Annotated in this window: 16 protein-coding genes and 1 tRNA gene; 15 read left to right on the top strand and 2 right to left on the bottom strand. The window is 40.8% G+C overall.

All coding sequences use genetic code 11. The annotated features are described in order from the left end of the window. Positions 1 to 2: 2 nt before the first annotated feature. On the top strand, positions 3 to 725 hold the full coding sequence (locus ACFEL9_RS24000; RefSeq protein ID WP_385895325.1) for a DUF5131 family protein: 723 nt from the start codon (positions 3 to 5) through the stop codon (positions 723 to 725). A 4-nt stretch (positions 726 to 729) separates the two neighbouring features. On the opposite strand, the gene ACFEL9_RS23995 is transcribed toward ACFEL9_RS24000, so the two are convergent. After that, positions 730 to 912 carry a hypothetical protein gene (locus ACFEL9_RS23995; protein ID WP_385895324.1) on the bottom strand — a complete coding sequence of 61 codons (183 nt, stop codon included), beginning with the start codon at positions 910 to 912 and terminating at the stop codon, positions 730 to 732. 187 nt (positions 913 to 1,099) lie between these two features. Here ACFEL9_RS23995 and ACFEL9_RS23990 point away from each other — a divergent pair, with 187 nt between their 5' ends. The 14 genes from ACFEL9_RS23990 (at position 1,100) to ACFEL9_RS23925 (ending at position 14,083) form a co-directional block, all read left to right on the top strand. Further along, positions 1,100 to 1,930, top strand: coding sequence for a hypothetical protein (locus tag ACFEL9_RS23990; protein WP_385895322.1), 831 nt, complete (start codon positions 1,100 to 1,102; stop codon positions 1,928 to 1,930). A gap of 362 nt (positions 1,931 to 2,292) precedes the next feature. Beyond that, positions 2,293 to 2,451 (top strand): hypothetical protein, encoded by a 159-nt coding sequence (locus tag ACFEL9_RS23985; RefSeq protein ID WP_385895320.1) that lies wholly within the window; start codon positions 2,293 to 2,295, stop codon positions 2,449 to 2,451. A 419-nt stretch (positions 2,452 to 2,870) separates the two neighbouring features. Further along, positions 2,871 to 3,290 (top strand): hypothetical protein, encoded by a 420-nt coding sequence (locus ACFEL9_RS23980; protein WP_385895318.1) that lies wholly within the window; start codon positions 2,871 to 2,873, stop codon positions 3,288 to 3,290. A 166-nt stretch (positions 3,291 to 3,456) separates the two neighbouring features. Continuing rightward, a tRNA-Trp gene (locus ACFEL9_RS23975) sits at positions 3,457 to 3,528 on the top strand. A gap of 4 nt (positions 3,529 to 3,532) precedes the next feature. Beyond that, positions 3,533 to 4,042, top strand: a complete 510-nt coding sequence (locus ACFEL9_RS23970) for a ribonuclease H-like YkuK family protein (RefSeq protein ID WP_385895316.1) — start codon at positions 3,533 to 3,535, stop codon at positions 4,040 to 4,042. A gap of 115 nt (positions 4,043 to 4,157) precedes the next feature. Further along, positions 4,158 to 5,234, top strand: a complete 1,077-nt coding sequence (locus ACFEL9_RS23965; protein WP_385895313.1) for an AAA family ATPase — start codon at positions 4,158 to 4,160, stop codon at positions 5,232 to 5,234. Positions 5,235 to 6,020: 786 nt separating this feature from the next. Continuing rightward, positions 6,021 to 7,121 (top strand): slipin family protein, encoded by a 1,101-nt coding sequence (locus tag ACFEL9_RS23960; RefSeq protein ID WP_385895310.1) that lies wholly within the window; start codon positions 6,021 to 6,023, stop codon positions 7,119 to 7,121. Positions 7,122 to 7,255: 134 nt separating this feature from the next. Beyond that, positions 7,256 to 8,083, top strand: coding sequence for a formyltetrahydrofolate deformylase (gene purU, locus ACFEL9_RS23955; protein WP_385895307.1), 828 nt, complete (start codon positions 7,256 to 7,258; stop codon positions 8,081 to 8,083). Between the two features lie 202 nt (positions 8,084 to 8,285). Further along, positions 8,286 to 10,394 carry a hypothetical protein gene (locus tag ACFEL9_RS23950; RefSeq protein ID WP_385895305.1) on the top strand — a complete coding sequence of 703 codons (2,109 nt, stop codon included), beginning with the start codon at positions 8,286 to 8,288 and terminating at the stop codon, positions 10,392 to 10,394. Positions 10,395 to 10,405: 11 nt separating this feature from the next. Then, the gene (locus ACFEL9_RS23945; protein WP_385895303.1) at positions 10,406 to 11,902 is read left to right on the top strand and encodes an RtcB family protein; all 1,497 of its coding nucleotides are present in this window, start codon (positions 10,406 to 10,408) and stop codon (positions 11,900 to 11,902) included. 487 nt (positions 11,903 to 12,389) lie between these two features. After that, complete coding sequence (locus tag ACFEL9_RS23940) at positions 12,390 to 13,145, top strand: hypothetical protein (RefSeq protein ID WP_385895302.1); 756 nt, start codon at positions 12,390 to 12,392, stop codon at positions 13,143 to 13,145. A gap of 218 nt (positions 13,146 to 13,363) precedes the next feature. Then, the gene (locus ACFEL9_RS23935) at positions 13,364 to 13,579 is read left to right on the top strand and encodes a hypothetical protein (protein WP_276504436.1); all 216 of its coding nucleotides are present in this window, start codon (positions 13,364 to 13,366) and stop codon (positions 13,577 to 13,579) included. Beyond that, a complete protein-coding gene (locus tag ACFEL9_RS23930) occupies positions 13,579 to 13,758 on the top strand; it encodes a hypothetical protein (protein WP_385895299.1) in 180 nt (59 codons plus the stop codon). Before ACFEL9_RS23935 ends, ACFEL9_RS23930 begins: the two co-directional genes overlap by 1 nt. Before the next feature lie 133 nt (positions 13,759 to 13,891). Then, positions 13,892 to 14,083 (top strand): hypothetical protein, encoded by a 192-nt coding sequence (locus tag ACFEL9_RS23925; RefSeq protein WP_385895298.1) that lies wholly within the window; start codon positions 13,892 to 13,894, stop codon positions 14,081 to 14,083. Positions 14,084 to 14,154: 71 nt separating this feature from the next. On the opposite strand, the gene ACFEL9_RS23920 is transcribed toward ACFEL9_RS23925, so the two are convergent. Further along, the gene (locus ACFEL9_RS23920) at positions 14,155 to 14,358 is read right to left on the bottom strand and encodes a hypothetical protein (RefSeq protein ID WP_385895295.1); all 204 of its coding nucleotides are present in this window, start codon (positions 14,356 to 14,358) and stop codon (positions 14,155 to 14,157) included. Positions 14,359 to 14,456 lie beyond the last annotated feature (98 nt).

Below are 14,456 nucleotides of genomic sequence, written 5' to 3'. Positions count from 1 at the left end.
ATATGGCACAATCTTCAATCGAATGGACCGAAATGACCTGGAACCCGACCACTGGTTGCAATAAGATTTCTGCTGGCTGCAAATATTGTTATGCGGAAGTAATGACCCGTCGGTTAAAGGCGATGGGTATTGAGAAGTATAAAGAAGGTTTCAAGATAAGAACACATGAAGATGCATTGTTGACACCTTTCGGATGGAAGTCTCCAAAGATTGTCTTTGTGAATTCAATGAGTGATTTATTTCATAAGGACGTGCCACTCGAGTTTATCAAGAAGGTTTTTCAGACAATGAATGACTGTCCTCAACATACTTTCCAGGTGCTAACCAAGCGATCAGACATTTTATTGAAATATCATAAAGAGTTAAACTGGACTCATAATGTCTGGATGGGTGTGTCGGTTGAAGATGAAAGAGTGATGCACCGAATTGATGATCTTCGTAAAACAAATGCAAGAACAAAGTTTCTTTCCTGCGAGCCTTTAATTGGTCCGTTGAAAAAACTAAATCTTAAGAAAATCGATTGGGTAATTGTTGGAGGAGAAAGCGGAAGAATACCTAGACCGATGGATGTTGATTGGGTACTGGATATACAACAGCAATGCGAAAAAGCGAAAGTGGCATTCTTTTTTAAACAATGGGGCGGAACGAATAAAAAGAAAACTGGAAGAACCCTCAACGGTAGAACCTATGATGCAATGCCGGCTATTGAAGAGGTAAACTTCTAAAAAATTACCTTGCCCACAAATAAATCACCTGTTTCGTTTTATCCGAAAAATCATTGATGTCGTTTTGGGTAATTATTTTTTCAGCAAATAGCTGGGCAACGGTCATCACCCATCTTGAACCTCCCAATCCATTATACCGGCGGGCTATAGCATCATCATGTAGGCTAATGACTTTAAACAGCTTCATGTATGCATCCCGGGTATTTAATTTTTCAGTATGCCAATCCTGTATTATCAGGCATTTTTAAGCAAAATTGATGTTTTAATTCCGCGGTACGACCCGGAATATGCCTTTGATCCCGGATGTATTTTCGGGTGACAACCATTAAAATACTTGTTGATAATTTCAGTAGCTTTCATAAAAATTGCCAGCTATGGAAGATTTTAATCATCTTGAAGGAGACGAAAAGCTTAAAGCAGAAAACGAGTTTCTGAAAATGAAACTAATGCTGGAACAAGGAACACATTTCGCTGGTAATGACAATACTAATCTGCCGACGGAAATAGAAAACCAGTTTCTGAATAATGTAATGGCTTTTGAAAAACAGTTTTCCGGTCATAAGACCATCAAAGTATTTGATAAAATCGGCAGACCGCAGCATTTTAAACCTGTAGCAGAAATTGCAAATGAAGATATTGAAGCCGCATGGAATCAATTGAGTGAATATCTCGACAAACATGGTATTGACCTGAGTGTTTGCAGTCCCAATATTTCAGTAAGAGAACTTTATCGGTTTACTACCGAAGAGTTGTTTGAACATGAGACGGATGATATGAATCTGCCGGGCTGGACCACTAATTTTATTTATGATGAGTTTCATCCTGATCCTGTGTATGATAATTCAAGATTGGTAGAGCAAGATTTATTTAATGATATATTCCGGAAAGCTGATCTTTTTTATGATATACATTATGCTAAAGATGGTTTTATTTTCAATGGGCTTTTCTACAATGATTTTAAATTATACGGGGAAAGGATAAACAGGTTCAAGTCATTGTTTGATGAAATTGAAATGACTGAATTTAATGTTGATGACTGCACTGTAAAAGAAAACAATTGTTATGTGCTAGGCCAATACAAAGCCACGGCCAGGATGGGAAGTGATGAAACATTTTTTGCTGGTTCATACGAGGTAAAACTAGTCATAAGTGAATTGGGATATTGGGACATGAAAGAAATACAAATCAGCGGTTTTAATTCTTAAGGAAAAATTATTTTTAAAATTTCTTCTCTAAAATTTGGCGACAACAAAAAATAATTTCAATCTTTGCATTGCAAATTAATAAACATGCTACGCAGACAATTACATATTGAATCAGTGAATTGGTTTAGTCCCAAAGGAGACTATACTGGTTGCGGGGCATGTAATGCTGCAGAATAAGTTGATAAAACGAACTCAATGAAATACAGGCCCCGCCCCGATCACAATCGGGGCGGTGTTTTTTTGTCTGAATCATGACCTGCCGCTGTCAGGCAGGTTTGAGAAGATTCTGAGGATTATAAAGATGTGTTCAGGTTGCTTTTATATGACTTGTGTTGATTTTGAATCTTAATAACCGTATAAAAATGTTGAAACAATTACGACATAAAGGATTTACAAAAGCAATGAACGTGATGCTACTGTCATCCGAATGCTATTGGTATGTACAAACAAGTAGAAGTATTGTGCCCATAGGCAATGAGAATGATAATGAATATAAACGACCGTGGTATATCCAGGAGTAGGCACATAGTGTGCTGAACAAAAGATAGCCCGGTCATAACTGACCGGGCTTTTTTGTGCCGGTGAAAAAAATAAAGGAAGGTAGGAGATGAAATTTATACTGGTTGTATTACTGATTCACCTGGTGGTGGAGATGATCAACAACGAAATAGAGTACCGCAAAGCGAAAGGAACGAGGCCTTAGAAATTATTATGTGCAGAAGGAGGAAACAAGTATTCCCCGTGAGATACAGCGGGGATACTTTTCCAAATGAATGACCATTAAAGGCAGGACACGGTGAATGTGGAGAACACCCGATAGCTATCAGGGATCAACTAACTATCTGAACTGAGATGGCCATGATGTATAAGATTGATGAGATGACCCAGGTAATCCTAATCATCCTATAAATCCCGGTTTAGACAAATTAAAACGGATAATATGTTTTGGAGAAATTGTAAAAGAAAGATCAATGAATGGACAGGGTTGTTCAATGGACATTTTGTGGAAGTAAAGGCGTTGTATGCGTTGGAGTTTGATGCCATAAGCTGTGTAAGCTTTATCGGGGAGATAGATATTTCCAAAGCCTTTGCTTTCATCACCGAAAATTTGGCCAATGAAGTGTTGTATACTTACCAGCACTCTTATTATGAGCATAGCGAAAAAAAGATGTTTTTTAACAATACCATTTTCATATTGACCAATAAGAGAATGATAGAATTAGGAAACAATTATTGCCAGGTGTTGCATACACCGCAGCAACATTCATGGGCGAATGAGCTGATCAAAAATTTGGCTGCATTCAGATTGGCAACGCCTGAGCCATCTATTGGTTTTGTCAGGCAGGTAGCGGCAAATTAATGTTTGTGATGGATGAATTCGATCACCTGCCAGCCGGCAGGCAGGTGAGCAGATAATGGCCAGTCAATATTCATCACAAACAAATGGTGCTTTGGCAGAGATGGTCTAGGCACTGGACTGAAAATCCAGTTAAGTCCCGATAGGTATCGGGATGAGTACCACATTTACGGGTTTATTGTAATGGCTAACATCACAGACTCCAAATCTGTGGATGAGGGTTCGAATCCTTCAACCCGTGCTGAATGATAAATGATAAAACAATGGAACAGGTACAGCAGAAATGGAGAAAATTAAACGGCGAACGAATTAAAATTCCTATTGCCGAAGAAGTAACTAATGTATTGATGCGTGAAAGAGAAGCTGGTCATGAGCTGAAAGTATGCATCGGTACCGATAGCCAGGTAAAAGGAAAGATCATTGAGTTTGCCACCGTGATCGTATTCATCCGGAAAGGAAAGGGCGGTTTCATGTATATGCATAATGAGATCACTCAACAAAAGATGAGTATCAAACAACGGATGCTGGTGGAAGTGGGTAAGAGCATTGAAGTGGCTTTTGACCTGTGCAATATCTTTTCCCGCTACAGTGTGGATTTGGAAGTGCATGCCGACATCAACACCAACCCTAACTTCAAAAGCAATGATGCATTGAAAGAAGCCATGGGTTATATCGTTGGGATGGGCTTTGCTTTCAAAGCCAAGCCGGAAGCTTTTGCGAGTTCCAATTGTGCAAATAAAGTGGTAAACCCCTAAATCTCCGCTAGGCGGCGGAGACTTTGGAGTCGCCAGTAATTAAAAGATTTAAAATAATCTGGAGTCTTCTAAGCCTCCCTTTAGGGAGGTTTGGAGGGTTAAAAAATTAAACAAAATGGACAATCTATATAACCAGAAAGTGATCAGCGCCAACAACGTGTTTACCGATTCCTTCCTGGATGCTAAAATGCTTTACCTGTACAGCTTCAACCTGCTACCGAGTATAAATTATATCGGGCAGATCAATGGAGAAAAAGCCTTTGCCGCGATCAGGGAAAAGTTTGCAGGCAGTATAGCAAACATTCACCAAACGAGATGGTACAAGAAGGCTAAAAAGCGGTTTGAGTTTGACAAGACGATCATCATTATGAATAAAAATATTGTGCTGGAGGTGGATGATTATTATTGCGAGATCCTGCATGACGGTCAGCAACCGGAATTGGTAGAAGCAATTTTTATGATTGCTATACAGTTCAAAGAAAGACAGCGAAGGCAACCACTCGAGATCAACCTGATTGTGCAGAACAGGAATCAACTGGGGTTGAAAGCGATGGAGATTAAACGGACAAAACTGGACCTTGATCTTTTTTATGAAGATGATTTTAAAGAAACAGATGAAGTGATCAGGAATAGGCTAAGCCAGAAGAATGATAAAGGCATTGTGTTGCTTCACGGGTTGCCGGGTACAGGTAAAACGACTTACCTGCGCTACCTGGTGGGTAAGATCAAAAAAAGAGTGTTGTTCTTGTCTCCATCGGTTGCAGGCAACCTGATGAACCCTGACTTTATCGAACTGCTGATCGACAATCCGAACACTGTTTTGATTATTGAAGATGCGGAGAATATCATCATGGACAGAAGACACAACAGCAGTTCGTCGGTGTCGAACCTGTTGAATATTTCTGACGGCCTGCTGGCAGATTTTCTGAATGTGCAACTGATCTGTACGTTCAACAGTTCGCTGACGATGGTGGACAATGCCCTGTTGCGAAAAGGAAGATTGATCGCCAAATATGAATTTGAAAAACTGGGAATAAAAAAGGCACAACGGTTATCAAAGCACTTTGGATTTGATACGGTAATCAATCAGCCGATGACCATCGCTGAGATCGCAAATCCAAACGAGAAAACTCAGCCTATTGAAAAAACAGAAGTGGTCGGATTCAGGCGACAGGCAGAGTTGATGAATTAAAAAGTCTGAACCGTGACTAATCTTCTCAAATCATGGTGTAGACAAAGTTCTTGACAATATTGTTGATTTCAAATCAACACAAAAGCTTGCTTAACGGCAAGATGGGAATTTGCATGTTGACAGCAAACCGGATGAGTGTTTCAAAGAAACACCATAGTGCAGCAGTAGTAACCCGCTGTATGCTGTTGCAGCAATATGTAATCCCCACTAGTTTGTCTGACCACAGACGTGTAGGTTCGAATCCTACTCACGATAAGTCATGATGGCGAAAAGGTAGACGCAAACAAGGGTCGCAGGTTCGACTCCTGCTCCAGGCTCATAATCTGGATAGCTCAGTTGGTTAGAGCACTACACTGATAATGTAGAGGAAAAGAAGTACACCACTTCTCAAATGGTGAGAGAAATTAAAGTCAATGTTGTTTATCGGCAGTAAGGCCTATGACTTCCTGATATGATGCAGTAATGTATCATGATGAGGACTTGAAAGAACGAGTACCTTGAATGGGAAAGTTTTGGAAATGCTGCAACCTGGTAAGCACCTGCAGGCAGGTAAACAATCATGTGGAATGTATCACTTTTTCATTGTAAAACTGTTGTGAACATCCCGGCAGTTGAGTGATGACAAACTGGTATAGAAAGCATGATTGAAATCTTTTTCCGCGATTACCGGGTGATGAGCAACATTGACTTTATTAAAAAAATTTTGAACAGCCATAAATGATCATCTGTGTAAATCTGTGTAAATCTGTGTAAATCTGTGTTCATCTGTGGCTAAAAACAAACAATATGAAAAGAGTAAAAGTAAACGAATACCAGGTAGCGCTGGTATTTAAGAATGGAGCTTATCAGCGTGTATTGCTGACCGGTAAGTATTGGTTCTGGAAAAATGAAAATGTGTACCTCTATGATGTGACCAGGCCGTTCATTGCGCCGGTTGAACTGAACATCCTGCTGAAGGACGCTATACTGGCAGACATTCTGCATGTAGTAGAAGTTGGAGACAACGAGATTGTTTTGCAGTATGAAAATGGTTTGCTAAAACAGGTATTGACCGCTGGTCGTTACACTTTCTGGAAATCAGTTGTTCAGTATGATTTTGTTCGTGCTGATATCAGTAAGATCGAAATCACTGAAAACATAGACCGGTCCGTTTTGATGAGCAAATATGTAGCGCCTTATGTTCGTAACCTAAGTGTTGAGAGCTATGAAAAGGCTGTGCTGTTTATTAACGGTAAGTTTGATAAAGTGCTGAATAGCGGTGTATATTATTGGTGGAAGAACAATATTGCCGTTCATATTGCACGGGTGGATATGCGTCAGCAGCAGCTGGAAATAAATGGCCAGGAAATCCTGACCAGGGACAAGGCTGCTTTGCGTATCAATGCCTGGGCGCAGTACAAGGTGGCTGATATTGAAAAAGCCGTGTTGATGAACAAAGAGTACGATAAGCAATTGTATGTGGCTTTTCAACTGGCACTGCGTGAATATGTAGCTGGTTACAGTTTTGATGAGTTGCTGGAAAAGAAAGAAGCGATTGCTCCTTTCGTCCTGCAACAGGTAAAGGAAAAAGCAGTTGCATTGGGTGTGGAGGTAAATGGTTTTGGTATCCGTGATATCATCCTGCCGGGTGATGTAAAGAAGATCATGAACCAGGTATTGATCGCTGAGAAGAAAGCGCAGGCTAATACTATCATGCGTCGTGAGGAAACTGCAAGTACCCGTAGCCTGCTGAACACTGCCAAACTGATGGAAGAAAATGCGATGCTGTGGAAGCTGAAAGAGATGGAATACGTCTCAACAATCGCAGATAAGATCAGCAGCATCAGTGTAAGCGGCAATGGCATGCTGGTAGAACAGTTGAAGCAGATCTTCGTGCCGCCTAAATAGTAATGATGGTTGCCAGCCAGGCATTGCGTTCCGCCGCGGTGGAGAAGCAAACGGACGGCTGGCAACCTTTTCTAAAGTATTTTTATGAGGTAAACAAGCAGGAGTAAAACATTTGTTGTAAAGACTATAATGATATGATCATTCTTATTCAGTGCAAAGACAAGGTTGGGTTGGTAGCGGTTATTGCGCAGGTGATGGCCGGCAATGGCATCAACATACTTTCCATGCGGGAACATGTGGACACCATCGAAGGACAGTTTTTTTTAAGACTGGCAACCGATTCGCATTCCGATGCCGGCAAACTGTATGATGAATTAAAGGCAGTACTGCCTGCTGATGCGGCTATTACAGTAAACCCCCAGCCCGAAAAGAAAATAGTGGTGATGGTGACAAAGGAGTATCACTGCCTCGGTGATATTTTAATACGCAATCATTTCAAAACATTGGGCGCCCGGGTACAGGCTGTTATCGGCAATCATGCTGTGCTGCAGGATATATGTGAAAGATTCGGTGTGCCGTTTATACATGTCAGTCATGAACAGAAAAGCAAAGAGCAGTTTGAAGCGGAGCTGGAACATCACTTGAAGCAGTATGAATACGATTACCTGGTGCTGGCCAAGTTTATGCGGATATTGTCGCCGGAGTTTATAGCCAAACACCCGCCGAATATCATCAATATCCATCATTCATTTTTACCGGCATTCGTGGGGGCCAATCCTTACCGGCAGGCCTTTATCCGCGGGGTGAAACTGATCGGTGCTACGGCGCATTTTGTAACCAATAATCTTGATGAAGGGCCCATTATTGAACAGCAGATCATACCGGTCAATCATACGTTTACACCTGCTGCTATGGTAACTGCCGGCAAGGAAATTGAAAAGGCCGTATTGGCCAAAGCGCTGAAGATGTTGTTTGAAGACCGGGTGTTTGTATATAATAATAAGACGGTTGTGTTTGAATAGATCAGTGAAGAAAATATTTATGTCTCCGGCTGCAGTGCTAATGGCATCGGCTGTGTAGCCTGTGCAGAGCGAAGCCGAAGCATCGCACACTTCAGGGTTCTTCGCTATTGGGCAATAGTCAAAAAGCTTGTGTAATCTTTAACAAAGAATCATCAGGTAAGATGATATATGAATGTTTAATTTAAAGAATCAACTCTGGCTTATGAAGAAAATTATTCTTCTGTTTTCCATGATAGCAATTGTTTTTTCAAGTCATTCTCAAAGAAATGATTTGAAATCTAATCTATATAAAATTGAGGATGGAGTCATAAAAGGAAACATTGAATCATTAAAAGAGATGGCAAAATTCCTTGACGACACCACTTTTGTTCAGGAATTTTTAGGCTACCATCTCTATCCGAATACAGCAAGAGGTATAGCAATTAGAATAGTTGAGGAAAACTGTTTATTCGATGATGATGAGTTAAAGATAGATTCAACCATATCTTCTGAGAGTTTTTTGAAAGTTTTGAATAGCGGAAGGGTCGAATTTGATGATTTGAGCGGTAGATTTCTTATCACTCAAATTGGAAGACGAAAAACGGTGTATCAGTTAAAGAATCTTTCGACATTCGATTTAGAACGCATAGATACAACCGTCGTCAGATCTCCATATCCTGATTGGTACTATGAGAATCAAATAGACGGTTTATTATTAAACAAAGACCCTCAGGCCCTGATGTGGATCGCTTCCGCATGGTACAGGAATAGGTCCAGGTTTAACCGATATGATTCTGATAACGAGGAGTTTCTTGATTTGATGAAAAGTCTTACGCATCTGGATTTGGGAGTACCTGATGGAAATGGAAAGACCACATTTCTTTACAAGGATGACTATTATGCAACAGCGAGGTTGAATTATCTGATTTACTGGGTAAATCATTATGCAGATTATAGATGGAATAACGAGAAGAATTTTTTTGAGAACATTAAAGACGAAGCTGAGGATAAATTAAGGGAGGAAATTTTGTTTGGGTTATTAAACTCGGAGGAGGATTCAATTGCTATAGATGCATATATGCAATTGATCCAGTTGGATACGTCGGTCGTTAAAAGTTTAGCGAAAGAATATGAAGCAAATGATATTGACAATAATCATCGGTTACCAACTTTTCTTTATAAGTTCTTAAGGCAAGCTGTTTTGTTGACGCAGTATTGCCGGGATAATCAAATAATTTATAAAGCTGAAGGATGGCTAGAAGACTCCTTGAATAAATTAAAGCAAGAGTTAAATTATAGGTCCAGATACCGTCTTGAAAATTATATAATTGAAAATCTCAACCTGGAAACAGTAACGGCAATTGAATACTACGGGTTGATTCATGGACAAGAGTGGGATCTTACTTATTCTATTGGGAGAGTCCTTGATAAATTTTATTCCCGTAAGTGGAAATCCCTTTGTTCTGATAAAAAAAGTTTGTTGTTGTACTTAAAGAAGGCAAAATTATTTGATGATCTAGGTATCATTGGGATCTGCAATAAGTATAGACGGAAATTTGAGAATTCTTCTGAAGCAACGATCAATAACTTAAAGGCAATTTTAAATTCAACAAATGATCGGGATATAAAGGAACAAATAAATAAAATTCTTGGAACTTATCGCCAAGTTCCATCTTTGAAGTTAAAAGGGGAAAGGGTTGGGAGAGAAAATAACCGGCAGTATGGCGTCAAAAATTTGGAAGTAAAATTCCAATCAATAAGGTTTAGTAAGAAAGAAGATGATGACAAAAAGAGGGAGATGCAAGAACTGTTCGGCAAAATAGGTTATCAGCAGATAGGACTTTCGATGAAAATTCTTATGGGGGATACTTTATTGGAGACGTATGATAAATTTCATTTTCTTGAGAGTGATTTTGGGTTTAGCGTAAATATTCAAGACTCCATAGAGCTCGTAAAATTTCTTAATCTATATTCCTCGATGGCAGAAAAAGAAGTGTATGAATATTACTTGAAGACAACAGGAATTAATTGTTTTGATAATTCAGGTAATTTATACTTTCCAGGTATTTATGAAGTTCTTAAATATGACGTCGTTGATGCATTTGTCGGCGGTGGTGGAGGAAGAAGAGAGGACGGCGTTTACCTAATTATTAAACTGCTGGAATTGAAGTTTAAAACAACGTTAGGGTTTCCCAAAAAACTGTGTAGTTGGCAGGGAATTTATGCATGCCATAGTGATGACAGGGCAAAAGCCTGGATGAAATTTTTAGAAGAAAGAGGTTTGGTAAAACCTGATAAAACAGACCCCCCTTCTATTTCTTATAACAATTAAAATACGAATTAGTGAAACTTAAAATACAAGGAAAAGAACTACGATCCATCGGCTACCCTGAAGGCCCGGTGATCAGCATTGCCATGAATACAATGCAAAAGAATTTTAAACATGATACAAAGGAAGAAGTGATGGAAATATTAAAGAGAATATTGGAGAAACCAGGAGCATTTAAAGATGATCCAAAAGTGGCAACAATAGCAGAAAAGCTTATACAGCAATTGGAGTCTTCAAAAGTCTCCCCGCCGGCTGGCGGGGGAGATTTAGAGGGGGCCTTATCATTAAATAATTCAGGCATCCAGTTCAATGTCTTCGGCCAGGAACATATCGAGGAAGGTGCCATGCACCAGATGTACACCGCGGCTAAATTACCGATCGCTGTCGCCGGCGCATTAATGCCCGATGCGCACAGCGGTTATGGCCTGCCGATTGGCGGTGTGCTGGCAACAGAAAATGCTGTGATCCCTTATGGAGTAGGAGTTGATATTGGTTGCAGAATGTGCCTGAGTGTATTTGATATTGATCCAAAGGAGCTGGTGCAAAAAGAAAACTATTTTGCAAGAGAGATCAATGAAGCTACACTGTTTGGCAGCGGCGCACAGTTTGACCGTGCCGCTGATCATGAGGTGATGGACAATGAAATATTTTATCAATTGCCCTTATTGAAGAACCTGCATGGAAGGGCGTGGAAACAATTAGGTTCTTCCGGGTCAGGCAATCACTTTGTAGAGTTTGGTGTAATTGAGATTGCAGAAAGTGATGAAGTGCTGGGTATTGATCCCGGAATGTATGTGGGCTTATTGTCACATTCCGGTTCGAGAGCACTGGGAGCAAATATTGCGAATCATTACACCAAGCTTGCCATTAGCAAAAGACGTTTGCCGCAGGACGCCAAAAACCTGGCGTGGCTGACATTGGATGAAGAAGAAGGCATTGAATACTGGCATGCGATGAACCTTGCCGGTGATTATGCATCAGCCTGTCATCATGTGATCCATGATAAAATTGCAAAGCAGTTGGGAAGAAAACCCTTAAAGATGGTTGAGAACCATCACAACTTTGCCTGGAAAGAAAGCCTGAGCGGAGTCGAAGGGGGGAAGAAAGAAGTGATCGTTCATCGTAAAGGAGCAACACCTGCCGGTAAAGATGTATTGGGAATTATTCCTGGTTCAATGACGGCGGATGGATTTATTGTAAAGGGTAAAGGGGAAGCAGCTTCTGTCAACTCTGCGTCGCATGGCGCCGGAAGAAAAATGAGCCGTACCAAAGCCATGGCTTCGGTTACTGATAAACAATTGAAAGATGAATTGCAAAAACACGGTGTAAAATTGATTGGTGGCGGCTTAGATGAATCACCTTTTGCTTATAAGGACATCGAAGTAGTGATGAAGAGCCAGCAACACCTGGTTGACATCGTGGGCAGGTTTACACCGAAGATCGTAAAGATGGATGGAGCAAAACATAAGGTGTGGAAATCAAAGTCAAAAGAAGAAATCAGTGGGGAGTAATGGCCACAGCGGTATTTAGCTGTCAAAGAAACTCACAGATAAATGCCGCTAACCTTTTATAGCGTTGTCATTTTCCGCAAACCAGATGGTATAGTCATAAATTTTCTTGATTCAAATCGCCAACCCGCGTCATGGTTTACCTGATTCTGAAGGATTGTTTTCACCCTTCCTATAACGCGATCTGCATCTTCTCAAACCGCTAGTCGAATGACTGATTTAACGCTTTATCCGGGCCTTTGAGTGGGCTTTGACCGGGATCGGCCATATAGCAAAAAAGCAACCTGTCTTGCACAATTCCGGCCAAAGCGGCCGAATTGGTAAGAAACAGCTTTAGTGTTATTAGTTGGCATAAACGGCCAAAGCGGCCCGTTGGTTTTTAATCGCTACAGGTGCTTTGTATTCTTGTTGTGCAATTGCAAACATCATGATGCGGCTTAAACAGGATGTGCCGGTAAACATGCTGATCTTTTTACTTCAATTTTTAATCATGGCACAACAAAAAGGGATAATCCCACTAAGAGGAACAATTGGTAACATCACCTTTTATAAATCAGGTGATGGATACCTGGCCAGGGAAAAAGGCGGTGTTGATGCACAACGCATCGCTACTGACCCGGCCTTTCAACGCACCCGCGAAAACGGAGCCGAATTTGGCAGAGCTGGTATAGCCGGAAAAGTGTTAAGAACAGCACTTCGATCCCTGCTACAAAACACAGCTGACAGCCGGATGATAGCAAGATTGACAAGGGAAATGATGAAGGTAATACAGGCAGATGCAGTGAATGTAAGAGGCATGCGCAACGTGATCGATGGCGAAGCTGAATTACTGGAAGGGTTTGAATTTAACAGCAATGGTAAATTGGGTACGACACTATTTGCACCGTATACCAGTACTGTTGACCGGGTGACCGGAGCTTTGACTGTTCAAATTCCTTCCTTTATACCGGCCAACATGGTTGCTGCTCCTAACGGAGCTACTCATTTCAAAATTGTATCAGCAGGAGCCAGCATCAATTTTGAAAATGAAACCTTTGAGGTGGTCACAAGCGCAACTGCTGAATTGCCGTGGAATGCAACAGCTACCGCCGTTATCAATCTTGATAACACCATCGCTGCCAACAGTACTCACCCTCTTTTCCTTGCACTGGGAATTGAGTTTTACCAGCAGGTAAACGCTGCTTTGTACCCGTTGAAAAACGGTGCATTTAATGCGCTTGCACTGGTGAAGGTGAACGGTTTGTAAGGGCCTTTCAACTTCTACTTTACCGTTCTTACCCCGTTTCATAGCAACTTCCCTCAAGGGATCAATGTTGTGTTCTGAAATTTTGAACCAACGAAGAAAAACCTATGCTTCATGCAGCCGGGTAAGCAATGGTATTGTAAATGTTGAGCTACAACCCATCTGTTGAATGATTCATAAAGACCGAATACTTATTTCTTAATCCTTTCAATTAAAGTAATATGAATAAGGTTGCAAAAAGAATGAATAAACCAACGCCAAGGTTTTTCAGAAAGCTCAGGAATATTGGCCTTGCCATGGCCGCCATCAGCACAGGTGTGCTCGCTGCACCTGTAGCCCTACCCGTAGTTGTAACACAACTTGCCGGTTACCTGGCTGTAGCAGCTACGGTTGCCAGCACCGTGAGCCAAACTGCGATTAAAAATGAGCGATACTGATGAACGAGCATTCTTATACGAAAACAGGAACTGTAGGTGGAACCATTACCATTATACTGGCTAATATCAATAGCGGGGATGTGATTAAAACCGCGGTGCTGGCAGGAGTTGGAGCCCTTGTGAGTTTTATCATTTCTTTCCTGATGAAAGAACTGGTTAAATGGTGGAAAAGATCCTAAGTCAGTTTCTATTGTAGAGAAGACCCTACCCAACGGTGGGGTCTTTTTCATCCAAGCCGCTCCTTACTTAAATTCAAAAAAACCATCCTATTATGAGACGCCAACTGCATAAGGAAAATTGTAAATTTGATATATGGCAAAAGCTAAGAAAAAAGCCACCAACCCCCTTGTCGGTAGTCATGACGATAAACCGCCTATAAAGGGTACCGATACAGAATCATCCCCGGATATGCAAAAGAATAAGGACTACGAGAATAAGACTACACCCACTGACCTTGACGATAATATCGAAGAAGATGAAAGAGAATTAGGCGGTGAAGGATAATCATTCCTCTTATTTGGTAAACGTTGAGAGTACTTAGAAAGGGGTATAGCATATCCAAGCGATTTTTCAAATTAGTCCTGCAAAAAATCTTTTATCAATTCCTCACTGATGCCGGTAAAAAGGCAAAACTCTTTGATGGTAATGAATTCGTGTGACCGCTTTCCTAATGCACTCCTGATTTTCTGTAACAGGCTCCGTGCTGTACGTTCGCGGCGACCGGTGATGTTGACAATATCCTTTGGATAAATAACAATACGGGTGGGTAAAGTTTTCATGGGTGGATATTTAAGGTTAATGGCTATTCAAAGTTTATAAGAACCTTTAATAGCATCCAGCCCATTAATACGCCAGGCAGGTGTATTATTCACCCGTG

The organism is Terrimonas alba (assembly GCF_042434975.1).
Lineage (GTDB): Bacteria > Bacteroidota > Bacteroidia > Chitinophagales > Chitinophagaceae > Terrimonas_B > Terrimonas_B alba.
This window is presented reverse-complemented; position numbering and strand designations above follow the sequence as displayed.